The following is a 15,603-nucleotide window of genomic DNA, read 5'->3' as shown; positions in this document are numbered from 1 at the left end:
CGGTGCGGTGAGAGTCGCACGCCGGGTTCGGCGAGCGGCACGGAGAAACGGACCGGTGGCAACACCGGCACCGCGCTCCGTGCCGACTCAACAGTACGGAGTATCAGCAGCGATCCGGTCGATCGGCAGCAGGGTGCCGTCCAGGATCACGAACGCCTTCGCCGAGGCCGTTTTCATCGCCTCGGTCAAGGCCGGCGCGAGGGCGGCCAGCACGTCGACGGCCTCGCGGACGTAGCGGTAGACGGTCGCGATCCCGATCCCGATCCCGATCCCGAATCCGGCGGCGAGCTGGGCGTAGGTGTCGCCGCATCGCAGGTGAGCCAGTGCAAGGAGCGCCTGGCGGCCAGCTGTCAGGCGCCGCCAGCGTGTGCCGATCTCCAGCCACCGGGCGATGAGTTGGCCGGTCAGGTACCTCAGGGTGCGGGTGGACAGATCTATTGATGATGGGTAGGCAAGCACGCGAAGCTCCTGGCGGCACGGGTGATCTCGGTCGAGATACCGTCTACCAGGAGCTTCGGTGCGTCTATGCACTGCTGCCGGCCCTCAACTCCCGTCGTTTGCAGCCAGGTCGGAAGTTGATCTCAGTGGCTTGGGCGCTGCGGGGCGCTGGCCACCCCTGTCTCCCGACCGCTGAGCGAGGCGTCCAGGGTCTCCTGGGCCGTGCGCATCGCCTCGGCGTACTTCGGCTCGGACATTCGCTGCCAGGCCAGGTCCGGTGCGATGTGCTCGACCCGGCTCATCACCCACCAAATGTTGCCGAACGGGTCCCGCACCCTGCCGCCACGATCCCCCCACGCACTATCAGCAGCCCCGGTGACCACTTGTGCCCCGTGCGCAACAGCAGCGGCCATGGCGGCGTCCGCGTCCGGGACATAGACCCGCAACAGCGAGGGCATCACCGGCCAGTCGGGCCGTCGGTCGAAGGCCAGCACGACCGTGTCGCCGACTCGGATCTCGCCGTGGCCGATGGTGCCATCCTCGACCGGCACCCGTGCAATCTCTTCGCCGTCGAACGCGCCGGTGATGAAGTCGAGCAGTGCGCCGGTGTCGTCGGTGACCACCCACGGTGCAACGCTGGTGTAGCCCTCGGGTGCAGTCTGACCCATCGGTGTCGTCCCCTCCTGTGGTACTTCGTGATGTGACGACACTAGGGATCAACTAGGACAGCCTTGTTCCTACATGAACCCAAAATCGGCACGACCCTCGTCAGCCCCTGGTCGTAGCCGCCCTCCTCTCGAGCCCCCGCCGAGGATGAAAAAGGCTCAGTCTTAGTGGTCGGCGCTCGAAGTCCTTCGGGGGTTGACGTGAGGTCAGGTCGTGTGCGGGGCACGGGAGCCGGCCTTCTGGGTTCGGCTACCGTGGCGCGGCGCTGAGCCGTTTCGTCTTGCGTCGGACCGCCGTCACGCTTCCGCGGGCGGAACACCGACCAGTTTCACCAAGAACCGGTCCACCTGTTCTTCGAGTGGGGCCAGGGCAGATCGGGTTGGTTGACACGCAGCGAAACCGCGCCATGGACCGCCGTGCGCAGATCCAGGCAGACGGTCTCCGCTTCGCCCTGCGGGGCCAGACCGGCGTCCATGCAGCGGCGGATCGCCGCGGTCGTGCGCTGGGCCATCTCCTCCTTGAAGGACATGTCGGTGCGCCGGTTGAGCGTGCTTTCGTGTAGCACCTTGTACAGACCCGGGTGTTCGCGGGACCACGCGCCGAGCAGCGCCGTTCGGGCACGCAGCGCGGCCACCGGGTCGGCGGTGCCCGACTCCGCGTTGTCCACCGCGCGCAGCAGGTCCGCATAGCAGTGCTCCAGCGCGGCCAGCACCAGCGCGTCGCGGTCGGCGAAGTGGATGTAGACCGAGGTCGCGGCGATGCCGACCTCGCGGGCGACCGCCCGCATCGACAGCGCCTGGTCGTCGGCGAGTTCCTCCAGCAGCCGCAGCGCCGCGTCGACGATCTCGGTGCGCAGCCGTTCGCCCTGGCCGCGCGGGTTGCGGCCTCGCGGCGTGGTCCGGGCGGTCGTTCGGGCCGGAGTGGTCGCATCCATGATCACCCATTGTATGGGACACCCTGTAGGGCTACAGTCGTAGCCTTGCAGGCGTTCGCTGCGCCCACGACCCGGGCATCTTGAAGTCGCTCAACAGCCGGTCCGCCGGCCACCTCCGGTATCGGCTTCCCGGTCTCGATCACGATGCGTACAGCACCCTCACGAAACTCAGGCTCGTACGTACGTTGCTTGGACCCCATGAACCCCAACTTCCCTTGCAATCACAGGCTCCACGGTACGAGGGGAGGCACACTGCGCGGGTGTCCCACTCGCGTGGGCGGTAGCCGTTGCGGTGGTTGACGCGCTCCTTGCTGACCTGCCCGAGAGCGTCGGCCTCCGCGGACATGAGCGCGTCGGCGAACGTCTTGACCATCGCGCGCAGCAGATCGGGACTCGCCGCGGCGAGGTTGTCCTCGGCAAGGGCATGCAAGGGCACACTGTCAGGTGCGGTCATCGTGCTGGTCTCCTTCGAGCTTCGACACCTCGAAGATCAGCCGGTGGCCGTTCATCTATGCGGGCACCATCCCGATGCCGGAGCAAACCCCCGGATCAGGTCGAACCCGTACACCCACTTCCTTGGACGCAACCGGATCGTCGCGGCGCTTACTACCGCGGACGAGTGGGCCAAGGCCGAGGCGACGCCGTCAGGCGATGGTGACGATCCGCAAGAGCCGGGCTGTCATGCTCGGTATGCCCCGCGTCGGGCAACCGGTGCCGGACGTTCGACCGGAAAGGCCCTGACGATGAGTAACCCCGGCTCCCGCCGCACGCAGGCGATGGTCCACGGCAGGCAGGCCGACACTGAACGCCGACGGTCCCGCGTCGAGCAGGCCCCGCGGGACCTGCAAAAGGCCGGCGAGGAGGTGTCGGTGACAGCGGTGGCCCGACGGGCGAAGGTGGACCGCACTTTCCTCTACCGGCACCGTGACCTGCTGAGCGAAGTCCACATCGCCGAGCGGGCCCCCGCCGCAGATGCGGTCGGTGGGGCCGGGGTCTCATGGGCCTCGCTGATGGTCGACCTGGCTGCGGCGAACGAGCGCAATGCCCGGCTGGCCGGTCGCATCACCTTGCTGGAGGGCCGGCTGTCGCAGCTCATGGGCGAGCGGTCTTCGGTGAGGCTGGACTCGGTGCCCCCGAGAGTACGGAGAAACTGCAGCAGCGGATCGTCCAGCTCGAACAGGACAGTGCCGATGCGAAGCTGAAGCTGGACGAAGCTCTGGAGGACCTGGAAGCCTCGCAGGCAGCCAACCGCGAGTTGACCCGGGCGTTGAATCAGCCGGGCTGAGCGCGACCAGACCGCGACTGTCCCAGCGGCGTGAAGGGCGATCGCTTCGCGCGGACGACGCCCTGACCCCCTACGGGGGTAGGGGGCCGGTTTGGCACTGTGGTGTGACGCGGTGGATGGAGCCTTGGTTCTAACTTTCTGGTCGTCGGTAGCGAGCCGACCAGAGAGTGGAGGAAAAGACAATGTCATTCAGGGCTTCGCAGCGCCTCGGCAACACTTCGGAGCCCGGCTCAGCGGTCATTCGTCCGGGATTCGCGCGGCGAGTCGGGTACGCGGCAGTGCTGCTTCCGGCCTCGGTCGCCACGGTCGGTGCGGTTACGGTCGGGCGTTCGGACAGGGCGTGTGAGTGGTGGGCCCGGGCCGGTGAGCAAGGCCTGGCAACGCAGACGTCGAGTGGCCGACCTGGCGCGGCGCGTCTCCTGACACATGCCCTGTTGTGCGTGCCGCTCGGGCTGCTGGCGCTGATCCCCATGGGCGTCGAGATCTTGTTCGTTCTTCGCGGGGTCCTCTACCCGCTGGTCGACCGCGGCCCTTACAACCACTCCTGGGGCGGTCCGAGCGTCGGTGGGGCCTGGCTGGCGCACTTCGGCGTCGGCGTGCCGTTAGCGGTTGCCGGGGTGGGCACCCTGTGGCTGTTGGGGTGCCTTCACTCCCGCCTGGCGGGCTGGATATGGGGCCGCAAGGTCGGGCTCGGACCCTTCATCACCACGGCGGCGGCCTCCGTCGGCGGGGTCGCGTTGGTCATCGCCTGGATTCACCAGTTGTGAGGCCGGACGTATCATGTCCCCCGATGAAGATCCACATTCCTGACCTCCGGCTCCGGTCCCTGCTGGCCTTCTGCCGGCAGGCAGTGTGGGACGACCTGGCCCGGCCGTCGGTGTCCGTCCCGGGCGGCCGGCGGGGACTTCGAACCCTGTGGATCCTGGCCGTTGGGGTCTGCTTCATCGGAACTTTGGACCTGGAGCAGCATTACAACCTCGCCTACGGCCCGGCGATGGTGTTGACCGTCGCCCGGGCCGCCCCGGTCGTCCTCGCGTCCAGTCGGCCCCGGACCGCCTGGTGGACGGAGCTGACGGCGGCGGTTACGACGGCAGCGCTGAGCCGGCCCCACTCCAGTTCCGAACCGTGGCCATGGGCCGTGACCTCGCTGCTGACCGTTGCCGTCGTGCTCGCCGTGGTCGGCTTGCGGACTTCGCGTCGCGCCACGTTCGCGATGTGGCTTGAGGTGCTGGCAGCCGGGGCACTGCTCATCGTGCTGGTCCCGACCCACGACGGGTGGATCGCACTGCTCCCGATGAGCGTGTTCCTCGCGGTTGCGGCGGTCACAGCTGATGCCGTTCGCGGCCGTGGCGAGGCCGAGGCCCGGCTCGCCACCGCCGAGCAGATCAGTGTCGCCGAGCAGGCGCGGGCGACACTCCTGGCAGAGCGCGCGCGCATCGCCCGGGAACTGCACGACGTTGTCGCGCACCACATGTCGGTGATCACCGTCCAGGCCGACAGCGCGCCGTATCGGATACCCGATGTCCCCGCGGCCGCCACCGAGGAGTTCGCGGCCATCGCCACAGAGGCGCGACGGTCCCTGGCTGAGATGCGACGTCTGCTTCACGTGCTGCGCAGCGAGGAGTCACCCGACGGTGAGCACACCCCGCAGCCCGGTCTGCCCGATCTCCCCACTCTCATCGAGACGACCGGCCGCGCGGGCATCGACGCCCGTCTGGTCGTGGCTGATGATGTGCCGACCGGTGCTGAACTCCCTGCCGTCGTAGGGCTGTCCGCCTACCGCCTGGTCCAGGAAGCGTTGAGCAACGTGGTGCGCCATGCTCCAGGCGCCCGCGCGCACGTCAGCATCGACTACGTCGACGGCGCTGTACGGATCGGCGTGGTCAACTCCGGCGCGACCGGAGCCCAGCACCCCGTGGAGACCCGGGCGGGCGGACACGGCCTGGTCGGGATGCGGGAACGCGTCGCCATGCTCGACGGCGAACTGACCGCCCAGGCTCTTCCCGACGGCGGCTTCCACGTCACCGCCATCCTTCCCCTGTCGGGAACACCATGACCATCAAGGTTCTCGTTGTAGACGACCAGGCCATGATCCGCGCGGGCTTCGCCGCATTGCTGAACGCCCAGCCCGACATCGAGGTGGTTGCCGAGGCAGCCAACGGTCAGGAGGGCGTCGAGCTCGCCCATCGCTCACGACCCGACGTCGTGCTCATGGATGTGCGCATGCCGGTCCTGGACGGTCTGGAGGCAACCCGGCGCCTGATGAACCCGCCACGCGGCGTCGAGCACCGGCCTCGGGTACTGATGCTCACGACCTTCGACATCGACGACTACGTCTATAAGGCGCTGGCCGCCGGGGCCAGCGGCTTCCTCCTCAAGGATGCCCCGCCCGCCGACCTGATCGCAGCGGTGCGGGTCGTCGCGGCCGGCGACGCGCTCCTCGCGCCGTCGGTCACCCGGCGGCTGATCGAGGGCTTCGTCCGCAGCCGCCCGCGCGCGCTTCCGGCCTCGACCCGGCTCAACGGGCTGACTCCGCGGGAAACCGAGGTCCTCGTCCTGGTCGCCCGCGGTCGATCGAACACCGAGATCGCGGCAGACCTGTTCCTGGCTGAACAGACCGTCAAGACGCACGTCAGCCGAATCTTCGAAAAACTCTCGCTGCGAGACCGAGCTCAGGCCGTCGTTTTCGCCTACGAAAGCGGCCTGGTCAAGCCCGGCGAGGCTAACTGAGCCCGGATCCAGCGGCTTGATTCCCGAGTGATCCTTTCGCTCCCTCGCGGTGGGATTTGTGCCGGTGACCACATCCGCATCGGCCGCAAGATCAGCTCGGCAGCCCTGGTCGCCGATAACCTCGAAGGTCTTGTTCGAGGTCAGGATGATGGAACCCTTCTCGTAGCGCTTGGAGATCACCTGGAGGACCAGGTTCGCCTCGGCGCGTTCGAGGGGCTGGTAGCCGACCTCATCGACCACGAGGACGCTGGGCCGCAGGTAGGTGCCCGGGAGCGGTGCAGGAACGCCTACCCGAGCAGCCGACCCGCCGTACGAAGGCACTCCCCGGTGCGAAATACTCTCCCGATGAGTTCACGCACTTCCCCGATCAGCCAGCCGATCACGATACGGAGGGCCGTCGCGCGGGATGCCAAACGGCTCACGCGGCTCGTGCGTGGCTCAGGCGCCTACGAGGGTAAGTACGCAGCCGCAGTCGCGGGCTACCGGGTCGGTCCTGATTACATCGAAGCCCACCGCGCCTTTGTGGCCGTCGGCGCCGACGAGCATGGAGGCCGGGTCCTCGGGTTCTACTCGCTCGTCCTCGCTCCACCGGAGCTCGACCTGCTGTTCGTCGCCGACGAAGCGCAAGGACGGGGTATTGGACGGCTGCTCGTGGCGCACATGCAGTCCGAGGCCCGTGCCGCCGGGCTCGACCGTGTCAAGGTCGTGTCGCATCGTCCCGCCGAGGACTTCTACCACCGCGTTGGTGCGGTGCGGACCGGGACCGCGCTCGCGAACCCGCCCGCCGTGCCGTGGGACCGTCCCGAATTCGAGTTTCGCATTCCTTCGGAATGACGCGGTGCCGGTTCGCAGGGCACCGGCTTCGCCTGCATGGTGGCTGGCATGCAGGAGTCGCTGGACGCCGCGCGCTCCGTGTGTGCCGTCGCCTCTGCCCTGGCGGGGTGATCGCTTGCGCCAGCGGCCTCCCCCGGCTACTTCCTTGCCTCCGGCACTCGCAGAGCGTTGAGCTCGTCCATCAGCCTCTCCCGCTCAGGTGGCCGAAAACCCGCAACATGCGCATCGCGACCGAGGAAATCTTCGGCCCGGTGGTCACAGTCACCGCGTTCTCCTCAGAGAACGAGGCCGTCGAGATCGCCAACGGATCGGACTACGGACTGCTGGCCGGGGTCTACAGCCGCGACAGCACGACCGCGTTCCGGGTGGCCAGGCGGCTCCTCACCGGGGGCGCTGCGCCGTACGTACGCCTGTGGCATCAGCACCCCGCGGGGCAGCGCCAGCAGAGCGTCGCGCACCGGCCCGGGCAGCAGCCCGTCCGTCTTCTGCAACTCGGCGACCATCGTCGCCCGCGCGTCGGCCGGATCCACCGCGGCATCCGAAAGAGGGTCGCTGTCGGCCGACTGTCCAGCTCGCCCTGTGGCACGGCCCGCCGCGACCGGGCTCGCGTCCAGGGTGCTCATCGCCCGTCCCACCCGATCTGCGAGTACAGGCGCCCGGCGAGCACCGCGTCGATCGCCTGGCGGGTGTAGGGCACGACGGCGGCCGGGAGATCCTTCGGGTTCCACCACCGCCACTCCACGCACCGGTCGGGCTCCAGGACGGCCGGGGTGCCGGACCAGGTGCGGGCCCGGAAGACGAGGCTGATACGCGGGCGGGCGGACGAGTCCACGAGGTGGACGAGGTGGACGAGGTGGACGAGGTGGACGCGGTGCACGAGTTCGACGTCGCCGGGCTCGATGATCAGCCCGGCCTCCTCCTGGGCCTCCCTGATCAGACAGCTGATCGCCTCCTCGCGCGGCGGTGTGTCTGCCGATCGCCGCGCTCACCGGCGTTGCGCGGCGGCAAGGCTTCCGGGCCCGGCCGTCGGCACAGCGGCGAACCCGGGGGAGAGGAGGCACGGCGGCTCAATCGGCGTGCGCGCCGGAACGCTTGGGCGCGGTGCGTGTGTTGGTCCGGCCAGCGCGCGGTGTGCCCCCCACGTGCTGGTGGACAGCGGCGGGAATCGCGCCGACCGCTGCACGTCACCGAAGTCGAACCACTCGCCCTCGCGCCGGTAGTCGGCAAACGCCTGGTGTCGAAGAACAGCCGGACCTACTACGCATCGGTGGATTCGGTCGGCCAGGCCGAGGCTTATGTGGAGTCGGAGCGGGCGTGGGCGATTCAGCGGGCCCAGGAGCGGGGCCTTTCTGACGGGCTACCGGTGATGCGGCTGATCACGAAGGTGACCCGCGGGTTGAGGCCGAAGGTCGAGTGGGTGGACCGCAACGGGGTCGTCGGCGCTCAGGAGTTGAGCTGGCTGGGCTGGCGGAGCGGCAGTGTCTGTTCCAGCCGGGCCCGGACGCGCTCGCTCTTGCGGCAGCGCCGGTGGCCGACTGGGTCGTCGTGTCAGCCGATGGGGGCCGGCATCGGCTGGACGTCGTAGTCGAGGCGGATGGTGTCCCCGGTGGCGGGGTCCCCCAGTTCCACGCTCCAGCCGCCTGCGAACTGGTCGACGCCAGGGGCCATGGGGATGGTGCCGGAGATCAGGACGGTGCCGGGTGTGAGCGCGCCGCGTGAGCGCAGGACGTCGACCCAGTACGCGGGGGTGAGGAGTTCGGCGAGGGTGCCGCGCTGGATCTCGGTCCGCTGGTCGCCGTGGGTGACCCAGGCACGCAGGGTGAGTTCGTCGATGCGGGACGCGACGTCGGCCAGGAGCCAGGCGCGTCGGGCGAGGACGTCGGGGCCGGCGTTCTTGCTCCAGGCCACGCCGTGCACCTCGAGGTCACGGTCGGTGTGGTCGCAGGCGGCCGTCAGCAGGAGCTCCCCGCCGTCCGCCACCACGAGCGCCCACTCCGCCTCCCCGGAGGTGCGCGCGTGCTGTGCCAGGACCCGGTCGGTCTGCTGGGCGAGATATGGAGAGACGGGATAGAGGGCCGGCGTCACGGACGGGCCGGGCACGCCCAGCTCGGCGAGCTCCGCGACGTGCGCGGCGACGTCCTCCTGACTGCGTCCGGCGTACCCGGCGTTGAGGACCTGGACGACGTCGACCTCGCGCGTGGATCCGTCGGGCAGTTCGAAGGTCAGTACGGCCATGAGGGCACTCCCACAGATCGGGTGACGGACCACGGCCGGAATTCTCCGTGGTCGAGTTCTCGCGCAGGACTTGCGCATACGGCCTGTATACAAGAAGTATGCCGGAAGGTCGATGTCCCCGAGCAAGGATGAGAACCATGCACGACACCTCGAACGGCGACGCGAGGGCGTACGACAGGCACTCCGGCGTCGGCCGGCATGCCGCTGGCCGGCGCCCTCTCCGACCGGGTCGACCGCCGTTTGCTGTACGGCTCCGCCGCGGTGGCAGCCGGTGTGTGGCTCTTTGTCTTCTTCCTGATGATCCGCGGTGGCGCCTGGCTGCCACTCGCCGCCGGTGTCGTCGGGGGTCTCGTGATCCATTGTTGTCTGTACGGACCACAGGCCGCCTTCATCGCCGAACAGTTCTCGCCCCGACTGCGCTACACCGGCTCCTCCCTCGCCTACACACTGGCCGGGATCATCGGCGGCGCCGTCGCACCGCTGCTGTTCACCAGCCTGCTGAGCACCTACGACAGCTGGGTACCGCTGGCCGTGTACATTGCCCTCGCCTCGGTCGTATCCCTCGCCGGAGTCTGCCTGGGACGCAGCCCCGACTCCGCCGTCGACGAGGACGCCGACTGGCCGCGCCGGAGACCCGGACCACGGCAGACGCCACCGGAGCCCGCTGACCGCGCGTTTGACGCTTCTCTCGGATTCCGCCGCCACTTCCCGTCCGTTTCCCTGTGAATTCCCCCGACCCCGTCCCGCAGAGGAGGAACCGCACCGTGCGGATCGCCCTGAGCCAGCTCATCACCGGTCCCGATCCTGAGAAGAACCTCCGGCTCATCGAGGAATGGACCCAGCGCGCCGCGGACGCCGGAGCCCGCGTCGTAGTCTTCCCGGAGGCGTCGATGGCCTGTTTCGGCACCGCGCTGGCCCCGGTCGCCGAGCCCCTGGACGGTCCCTGGGCCGACGGGGTACGGCAGATCGCCCGGGCCACCTCCACGGTGGTCGTAGCCGGCATGTTCACCCCGGCTCCCGACGGCAGGGTGGCGAACACCCTGCTGGCCACCGGGGCCGGTGTCGAGGCGTCGTACGACAAGATCCATCTGTACGACGCCTTCGGCTACTGCGAGTCCGAGACCGTCGCCCCGGGCTCCACCCCGACGGTGATCGACGTGGACGGCACACGGCTGGGCCTCGCCACCTGCTATGACGTCCGCTTCCCGGAACTGTTCCGGGCCCACGCCGACGCCGGAGCCGTCGGCACGTTGCTGGCGGCCTCCTGGGGCGCCGGGCCCGGCAAGCTCGCGCAATGGGAGCTGCTGGTGCGGGCCCGTGCACTGGACGCCACGGTATGGCTCGCCGCCGTCGACCAGGCCTGCCCGGGTACTCAGGCGGGCCCCTTGCCGACGGGCATCGGGCACAGCCAGGTCGTCGGACCCGACGGCACGGTCCGCAACTCCCTCGGTGCCGAGCCCGAACTGCTACTGGCCGACCTGGACGTCGACGAGGTCACCGTGGTCCGGCAGAAGACCTCCGTGCTGGCCAACCGGCGTCCGGAGGTGTGGCGGTGAGCAAGCCCGAGCTGGAGTTCCACCTCCCCGAGGGACCGTGGAGCGCCCCGGTCGGCGCCGGCCCGGGCGTCGAGGAGCGGGTCCTGGCCGATGACCCCGGGCGCGGGTGCCGTACCGCGCTCGTCCGCTGGGCTCCGGGCACCGACACCTCGGCACAGGGCGTGGCACACCACGACTTCTGGGAGGAGGTCTACCTCGTCGAGGGAACGCTGCACGACCTGACACTGGGCCGGACCTTCACCGCGGGCATGTACGCGTGCCGCCCTCCCGGGATGCCGCACGGCCCCTGGACGTCGCAGGACGGTGTCACCATGCTGGTGATCACCTACCCTGACCCCGGCAGGCAGTGATCGACGGACCGAGGCAGACCCGACCCCCGGTAGCGGCCGGCCAGCCCACCAAGGCGTCGCCGGAGTGGCCCAAGCGCCGGGGAGGATCTGATGCACAGGTGGTCCGGCCGTTCCACCATGCGGGTTCAGCCGCCGGAGCGTCTAGCCCGCGAGCAGTACCTTGAGCGTCGACCCCAGATGGTGGTCGATGGCGGCACACGCGGCCTCAGCGTCTCCGGCGGCCAGGGCGTCCAGGATGGCCCCGTGTTCCTCCAGCACGGCTTCCTGACGCCCCTGCCGGTTGAAGAGGGCCACCACGCCGGCGCGAACCTGACGGCTTCGCAGACCGTCGTAGTGCCGATCCAGGAGAGTGTTGCCGACGGCGGACACCAGCGCCGAGTGGAACTGGTGGTCCACGGCGATGAACTCCCGGGCCTGATCCTCCCCGGTGAGTTCGCGCTGCCGTTCCAGCAGGCACCGCAGCTCCGCGACCGGCGCTCCTCCCCGGGAGACGAGCTGCTGGGCGGCGTACCGCTCCACGATGCCCCGCAACTCCATCAGCTCCCGAATCTCCCGCCCCGCCAACGGCGCCACCCGGGCGCCCCGCTTGGGCACGAGCTCGACCAGGTCCTCGGCCGCGAGCTGCAGCAGAGCCTCCCGGATCGGTGTACGGGAGACACCGATCCGGGAGGCGAGCTCCTGCTCCGACAGGAAGGCCCCCTGCATCTCGGGATCCGTCAGCACCGTGTCCTTGAGATACGCGTACGCCTTTTCCCGACCGGACGGCACGGCAACCCCCAGATATCGCATACAGCTTGTATACAAACGCTATCACGCCGCTTCCCCGGGGAGCGTCCTACGGAGGCACTTGCCGCAGCGGCTGCTCGCTCGGAGAGCCGCCACAGTGGACCCGGGTCCTGCTCACCCACGTCGGCTGGCCGTCGGTGTTCTGGATCAACCTTGCCCTTCGCGGCCCTGGGCAACGTGTGGACCGCTGTCGCGGTCTGAGGGTCGCGCAATCCCCAGGCGCGCAGGCTGGACCTACCGGGGATGGTGCTCAGCTCCGCGACGATCCTGCGGGTCCTGGCCTCATCCATGCGAAGCAGCCCGCGAAGCCCTTCCTCGTAAATCCTTGGTTCACCGCACTCGATCCTGAACAGGCGGGGTCGGCGTGACTCTCCCCGGTTTTTCGGCTGCGTGTTCCCTGTATCAGGGAGTCGGGCGTTATCGGCCACTGGAAAGGTCATCCTCCGGCGGGACCGAAGCGCTGGAACCAATGGTGGTGCCCGCCTATTTCTCCGGTCCTGTGAGCAGTCGCCGGTGTTCAGCTTCGTCCCGGCGGACCCCGGCGAACACCGATTCCGCGAGCTTCGACCACGTCAACACCTCACCGTGTACAGGGAGCTTGCCGTGACCGTCGCTGTCGTTCTGCTCGCCACCGCCCTGCTCGTGGTCTTCGCGCTGTTGACTGCCGCCAGCGCCTGCGCGCTCGCCCGCGTGGACGGCGCGATCTGGCCCGCGGCCCTGAAGCGGGCCGCTGTCACGTTCGCCGGGGTCCTCACTTTCGCAGCCGCCGTGACCAGTGTCCTGGCCACTGTCTGCTCCTGAGCCGACCAGCCGTCATGACCAGGTCCAGGTTGCACCGGGATCTACCGCATGGCTTTGCGGAGTGCGTGGCGGACCGTGGCCTTCACCAGCCCGACATCCCGGCAGCACCGAGCGGGACTGTGCCCGCTGCTGCTCCAACGTCACAATACTGCCACCGCGTAGGTGCGGACAGTGAGCAGCCGTCATCATTGCGGAATGCTGCGACTTCGAGCCGTCCCGGTCTGCATCGTCATCTTCACACTTGTGGGATGTGGCCATGCGGGGGACTCTGCAGCCTCGACGGCTGCGCCAGGGCGCGCGGGCGGTAGCCCGTCGGTTTCCAATGTCACGCCCAGTGGGGCACCGAGCCCTTCAGAGGAAGTTGTCAGCGGCGTGCCCGTTCCGGACACTGCTCACCGCCGGGCCTTTCTGCAGGGTCTCAAGCTTGCAGACCCTCGCTTGGTCCAGGACCCGGAGGCGGCTGTTCGCGCGGGACGCGCGGGATGCGTGGACATGGGGGAAGGACGGCCGGGACGCGTGCAGATCGCGAATATGCAGCAGCGCTTTGCAGCCCAGGTTCCTGACATGTTGGCTGTTGCTGCACAGGCGGTGTTGGCGTCTGCGCGGGCTTACATCTGCCCCGACGTCTGACAAGTCGTGCACTCGTCGGGCGCCTGACGCCGTATCTGCAGGTCACCGCACCCCTTGGGTGTGGTCGGGGACCCCGACATCCCCCTCTGCACCCCCCCACAACAGCCCCACGCAGGAAGAAAGGGAGGGGAGGGCGGGCGTGGTGGCGGAGCGGTGGGGGATCGGGCGGCCTCTTGGGGGTGTTGCGCGTCGGCGTGGCCGCGCGCTGCCGGGCAGACAAGCTGCCCGGCGGTCTCCGGCGGTTGATCTTCGGGTTGTGGCCGTGGCCGGCCCTGCGATCACCGGGGTTCGAGCTCGACAACGGCACCATGTGCTGGCTCGGCCCCGATGACGACCGGACCGTCGAACTCCTCGTCCTCTTCGGGCATCAGGGGGAACGGGCCCATCTAAGGCCCGCACCCCCTGAGCCCGTGCTGGGCCGGCGAGGGCCTTCATCGCTCCCCGCCGTCGAAGAACTGCTCCAGACCGTGCGCACGCACACCCAGCACACGTCGCGACACCTCCGCCTCCACCGGCCCGCTGAATGCATTCCCGCCCGCCGCGCGGGAGGCGGCGGCGGCCTTGGCGTCAGCCGTCAGCAGGTCCATGTGGATCGCGGCCGCTGCCGTGACCCCGGCCGCTGCGGCGGCCGGAACCCCCGCCAGCACATCACTGACGTTCCCGGCCGCCCACACGCCCGGCACCCCGGTGAACCCCGACCCATCCACCTGAAGCTGCTCACCCACGCCCATGGGGTGCTCGCGCACGGTCGGAACCAGACCGTCGAGGAAGCCGGCACGCGCCACGAACCGTGGGGCGACCACCAGCTCCTGCACCGGCACCACCACTCCCGACGCCAGTCGCACCCCTGCCAACCGGTCCTCGCCATCGGCCTCAAGACCCGTGACCTCACCGTCCACAACGGCGACGCCCAGGGCGGCGAGCTGCTCCCACTGCTCGTCGGTCAACTCCGCCCCGATGTGCCGGAACAGGGTGATGTCCTTGGACATCTGGCGGAACAGCAGCGCCTGGTGGAAGCTGCCCAGCACACCGATCGCCTTGTCGCGGATCTCCCAGCCGTGGCAGTAGACGCAGTGCAGCACGTCCCGACCCCACCGCTCGGCCAGTCCCGGCACGTCCGACAGTTCGTCGACCAGGCCCGTGGCCACCAATACCCTCCGCGCCCGTACGCGCTGCCCGCTCTCGGTGACGACGGAGAACGCCGCGCCGTCCCGGTGAATCTGTGCGACCCGGCCCGAGACGACACGGCCGCCGTACGAGACGACCTCCTCCCGCCCCAGCCGCAGCAGCTCCAGCGGGGAGATGCCGTCACGGCCGAGGATTCCGTGGGCGCCGACATGGACGGCTGGAGCATTGCGGGGCTCACCCGCATCGATCACCAGCACCGACCGGCGCACCCGGGCCAGGTTCAAGGCCGCCGAAAGGCCGGCGGCCCCGCCCCCGACCACCACGACATCCCGGGTCTGCTCACTGGCTCGCATCAAGTCGAAGTCGCTCATGCCGCCACCATGCGATCGACGCGAACCAGGCAGCGAAGGTTCATGCTGTTCCAGCAAGAACAGGGGCGGCCAGTGTTTCCTCGGCCTGCGTGGGCCGGGCGCGGTGACTGCCCGGGCGGTCGGGCCCGGGTCGAGGCGGCTGTTCATGTCCAGACCGAGCAGACCGCAGGGGTTGACGTGGGTTCCAGAACAGCGGAGACAGCGCACGCAGGTCAGCGTCGGCAGGGGTGGCCGGCGCCTGGGTCTTGTTCGGCGTCGCCATCTGGGTAGGCCTCGCAGCAGGGGTCATGTGACGAGTTCCGGGCCGTAGCGGTGCGCGCCCGGCATGCTGGTCCGCCATTGTCCGGACTCGCCGCGGCAGGACGTAGGCGATCGTCGAGGCACCAACGACCAGCAGGACGATCCGCTCCTGCCTCGGGCAAAACGACGACGGAGGGCGCGCCTCAGCCGTGATCGGCGAAGTGGTCCACGACGTGCTGGTCCAGAAGGCGGAGAACGCACCCTCCGCCGCACAGCCCGTCTGGCACCGCCCCTCGCCCCCTGCCGCACGCACCGCCTGGCAGTGGCAGATTCGTCTCCGGCTTCCAGGGGCGACTCGCGGATGTTCTCCCGCTCGGTCTCCGCCACCGCCGCGAAGAATGCGAACAGCAGCTTGCCGTGCCCGCTGGGGTCGTACATTCCCGCGAGGGGGCCGGCGAGCATCTCCAGCGCCAGGCCGTGGGCGAACAGGTGGTCGGCGAGCGCGGTGAGTTCTGCGGCGTCGCGGCCGAGCCGCTTCATCTCGCACACCGTGAGGATGACCCGCCAGTCGGACTGTGGCCATCACTCCCTACGGGCGTACGCGGATGACTGTCTTCCC

At 69.3% G+C, this 15,603-nt stretch carries 19 protein-coding genes and 2 pseudogenes; 11 read left to right on the top strand and 10 right to left on the bottom strand.

What is annotated here, in order from left to right; genetic code table 11:
• Positions 1 to 93 precede the first annotated feature (93 nt).
• The 4 genes and pseudogenes from ACIPSA_RS50620 to ACIPSA_RS50605 all read right to left on the bottom strand — a co-directional run.
• Positions 94 to 459: pseudogene (locus ACIPSA_RS50620) on the bottom strand (transposase family protein); the annotation flags it as partial.
• A 122-nt stretch (positions 460 to 581) separates the two neighbouring features.
• Positions 582 to 1,106 carry a VOC family protein gene (locus ACIPSA_RS50615; RefSeq protein WP_402648907.1) on the bottom strand — a complete coding sequence of 175 codons (525 nt, stop codon included), beginning with the start codon at positions 1,104 to 1,106 and terminating at the stop codon, positions 582 to 584.
• A 326-nt stretch (positions 1,107 to 1,432) separates the two neighbouring features.
• Positions 1,433 to 2,038 carry a TetR/AcrR family transcriptional regulator gene (locus tag ACIPSA_RS50610; protein ID WP_402648904.1) on the bottom strand — a complete coding sequence of 202 codons (606 nt, stop codon included), beginning with the start codon at positions 2,036 to 2,038 and terminating at the stop codon, positions 1,433 to 1,435.
• A 139-nt stretch (positions 2,039 to 2,177) separates the two neighbouring features.
• Positions 2,178 to 2,492, bottom strand: coding sequence for a transposase (locus ACIPSA_RS50605; protein ID WP_402648901.1), 315 nt, complete (start codon positions 2,490 to 2,492; stop codon positions 2,178 to 2,180).
• Position 2,493: 1 nt separating this feature from the next.
• Here ACIPSA_RS50605 and ACIPSA_RS50600 point away from each other — a divergent pair, with 1 nt between their 5' ends.
• From ACIPSA_RS50600 to ACIPSA_RS50585, 4 genes are all read left to right on the top strand, one after another.
• The gene (locus tag ACIPSA_RS50600) at positions 2,494 to 3,240 is read left to right on the top strand and encodes a hypothetical protein (RefSeq protein WP_402648899.1); all 747 of its coding nucleotides are present in this window, start codon (positions 2,494 to 2,496) and stop codon (positions 3,238 to 3,240) included.
• 523 nt (positions 3,241 to 3,763) lie between these two features.
• The gene (locus ACIPSA_RS50595) at positions 3,764 to 4,090 is read left to right on the top strand and encodes a hypothetical protein (protein WP_402648897.1); all 327 of its coding nucleotides are present in this window, start codon (positions 3,764 to 3,766) and stop codon (positions 4,088 to 4,090) included.
• Positions 4,091 to 4,113: 23 nt separating this feature from the next.
• The gene (locus ACIPSA_RS50590) at positions 4,114 to 5,379 is read left to right on the top strand and encodes a sensor histidine kinase (RefSeq protein WP_402648895.1); all 1,266 of its coding nucleotides are present in this window, start codon (positions 4,114 to 4,116) and stop codon (positions 5,377 to 5,379) included.
• Positions 5,376 to 6,053 (top strand): response regulator, encoded by a 678-nt coding sequence (locus ACIPSA_RS50585; RefSeq protein WP_402648894.1) that lies wholly within the window; start codon positions 5,376 to 5,378, stop codon positions 6,051 to 6,053. Before ACIPSA_RS50590 ends, ACIPSA_RS50585 begins: the two co-directional genes overlap by 4 nt.
• Before the next feature lie 123 nt (positions 6,054 to 6,176).
• Here ACIPSA_RS50585 and ACIPSA_RS50580 read toward each other — a convergent pair.
• A pseudogene (locus ACIPSA_RS50580) lies at positions 6,177 to 6,305 on the bottom strand (ATP-binding protein); the annotation flags it as partial.
• A gap of 93 nt (positions 6,306 to 6,398) precedes the next feature.
• Here ACIPSA_RS50580 and ACIPSA_RS50575 point away from each other — a divergent pair.
• Together ACIPSA_RS50575 and ACIPSA_RS50570 are read left to right on the top strand one after the other, a co-directional pair.
• Positions 6,399 to 6,887 (top strand): GNAT family N-acetyltransferase, encoded by a 489-nt coding sequence (locus tag ACIPSA_RS50575; protein ID WP_402648892.1) that lies wholly within the window; start codon positions 6,399 to 6,401, stop codon positions 6,885 to 6,887.
• Positions 6,884 to 7,579 (top strand): aldehyde dehydrogenase family protein, encoded by a 696-nt coding sequence (locus tag ACIPSA_RS50570; protein WP_402648889.1) that lies wholly within the window; start codon positions 6,884 to 6,886, stop codon positions 7,577 to 7,579. Before ACIPSA_RS50575 ends, ACIPSA_RS50570 begins: the two co-directional genes overlap by 4 nt.
• Here ACIPSA_RS50570 and ACIPSA_RS50565 read toward each other — a convergent pair.
• Positions 7,507 to 7,833: an NUDIX domain-containing protein gene (locus tag ACIPSA_RS50565; RefSeq protein WP_402648911.1), complete on the bottom strand. Its 327-nt coding sequence runs from the start codon at positions 7,831 to 7,833 to the stop codon at positions 7,507 to 7,509. The two genes, ACIPSA_RS50570 and ACIPSA_RS50565, sit on opposite strands and share 73 nt — an antisense overlap.
• 602 nt (positions 7,834 to 8,435) lie before the next feature.
• Positions 8,436 to 9,122 carry a DUF2848 domain-containing protein gene (locus tag ACIPSA_RS50560; RefSeq protein WP_402648887.1) on the bottom strand — a complete coding sequence of 229 codons (687 nt, stop codon included), beginning with the start codon at positions 9,120 to 9,122 and terminating at the stop codon, positions 8,436 to 8,438.
• 198 nt (positions 9,123 to 9,320) lie between these two features.
• Between ACIPSA_RS50560 and ACIPSA_RS50555 the strand changes: the two genes are divergently transcribed.
• The 3 genes from ACIPSA_RS50555 to ACIPSA_RS50545 are packed head-to-tail and all read left to right on the top strand — an operon-like array spanning position 9,321 to position 11,028.
• A complete protein-coding gene (locus tag ACIPSA_RS50555) occupies positions 9,321 to 9,848 on the top strand; it encodes an MFS transporter (protein WP_402648884.1) in 528 nt (175 codons plus the stop codon).
• 38 nt (positions 9,849 to 9,886) lie between these two features.
• A complete protein-coding gene (locus tag ACIPSA_RS50550) occupies positions 9,887 to 10,678 on the top strand; it encodes a carbon-nitrogen hydrolase family protein (RefSeq protein WP_402648882.1) in 792 nt (263 codons plus the stop codon).
• Positions 10,675 to 11,028, top strand: coding sequence for a cupin domain-containing protein (locus ACIPSA_RS50545; RefSeq protein WP_402648879.1), 354 nt, complete (start codon positions 10,675 to 10,677; stop codon positions 11,026 to 11,028). Before ACIPSA_RS50550 ends, ACIPSA_RS50545 begins: the two co-directional genes overlap by 4 nt.
• Positions 11,029 to 11,169: 141 nt before the next feature.
• Here the strand turns inward: ACIPSA_RS50545 and ACIPSA_RS50540 are convergent, their stop codons facing one another.
• Positions 11,170 to 11,796, bottom strand: coding sequence for a GntR family transcriptional regulator (locus ACIPSA_RS50540; protein WP_402648909.1), 627 nt, complete (start codon positions 11,794 to 11,796; stop codon positions 11,170 to 11,172).
• Positions 11,797 to 12,417: 621 nt separating this feature from the next.
• Here ACIPSA_RS50540 and ACIPSA_RS50535 point away from each other — a divergent pair.
• Positions 12,418 to 12,615 carry a hypothetical protein gene (locus tag ACIPSA_RS50535; RefSeq protein ID WP_402648876.1) on the top strand — a complete coding sequence of 66 codons (198 nt, stop codon included), beginning with the start codon at positions 12,418 to 12,420 and terminating at the stop codon, positions 12,613 to 12,615.
• A gap of 195 nt (positions 12,616 to 12,810) precedes the next feature.
• Positions 12,811 to 13,245: a DUF732 domain-containing protein gene (locus ACIPSA_RS50530; protein ID WP_402648874.1), complete on the top strand. Its 435-nt coding sequence runs from the start codon at positions 12,811 to 12,813 to the stop codon at positions 13,243 to 13,245.
• 431 nt (positions 13,246 to 13,676) lie between these two features.
• On the opposite strand, the gene ACIPSA_RS50525 is transcribed toward ACIPSA_RS50530, so the two are convergent.
• Positions 13,677 to 14,744 carry an NAD(P)/FAD-dependent oxidoreductase gene (locus tag ACIPSA_RS50525; RefSeq protein ID WP_402648871.1) on the bottom strand — a complete coding sequence of 356 codons (1,068 nt, stop codon included), beginning with the start codon at positions 14,742 to 14,744 and terminating at the stop codon, positions 13,677 to 13,679.
• Between the two features lie 285 nt (positions 14,745 to 15,029).
• Complete coding sequence (locus ACIPSA_RS50520) at positions 15,030 to 15,533, bottom strand: recombinase family protein (RefSeq protein ID WP_402648869.1); 504 nt, start codon at positions 15,531 to 15,533, stop codon at positions 15,030 to 15,032.
• Positions 15,534 to 15,603 lie beyond the last annotated feature (70 nt).

Source organism: Streptomyces sp. NPDC086549 (assembly GCF_044746205.1).
In the GTDB taxonomy this organism is placed as follows: Bacteria; Actinomycetota; Actinomycetes; order Streptomycetales; family Streptomycetaceae; genus Streptomyces.
This window is presented reverse-complemented; position numbering and strand designations above follow the sequence as displayed.

Coding starts and splice junctions, on each gene's coding strand:
- ACIPSA_RS50615 (WP_402648907.1), bottom strand. CDS start 1,106: ATGGGTCAGACTGCACCCGAGGGCTACACCAGCGTTGCACCGTGGGTG.
- ACIPSA_RS50610 (WP_402648904.1), bottom strand. CDS start 2,038: ATGGATGCGACCACTCCGGCCCGAACGACCGCCCGGACCACGCCGCGA.
- ACIPSA_RS50605 (WP_402648901.1), bottom strand. CDS start 2,492: ATGACCGCACCTGACAGTGTGCCCTTGCATGCCCTTGCCGAGGACAAC.
- ACIPSA_RS50590 (WP_402648895.1), top strand. CDS start 4,114: ATGAAGATCCACATTCCTGACCTCCGGCTCCGGTCCCTGCTGGCCTTC.
- ACIPSA_RS50585 (WP_402648894.1), top strand. CDS start 5,376: ATGACCATCAAGGTTCTCGTTGTAGACGACCAGGCCATGATCCGCGCG.
- ACIPSA_RS50575 (WP_402648892.1), top strand. CDS start 6,399: ATGAGTTCACGCACTTCCCCGATCAGCCAGCCGATCACGATACGGAGG.
- ACIPSA_RS50570 (WP_402648889.1), top strand. CDS start 6,884: ATGACGCGGTGCCGGTTCGCAGGGCACCGGCTTCGCCTGCATGGTGGC.
- ACIPSA_RS50560 (WP_402648887.1), bottom strand. CDS start 9,122: ATGGCCGTACTGACCTTCGAACTGCCCGACGGATCCACGCGCGAGGTC.
- ACIPSA_RS50555 (WP_402648884.1), top strand. CDS start 9,321: ATGCCGCTGGCCGGCGCCCTCTCCGACCGGGTCGACCGCCGTTTGCTG.
- ACIPSA_RS50530 (WP_402648874.1), top strand. CDS start 12,811: ATGCTGCGACTTCGAGCCGTCCCGGTCTGCATCGTCATCTTCACACTT.
- ACIPSA_RS50525 (WP_402648871.1), bottom strand. CDS start 14,744: ATGAGCGACTTCGACTTGATGCGAGCCAGTGAGCAGACCCGGGATGTC.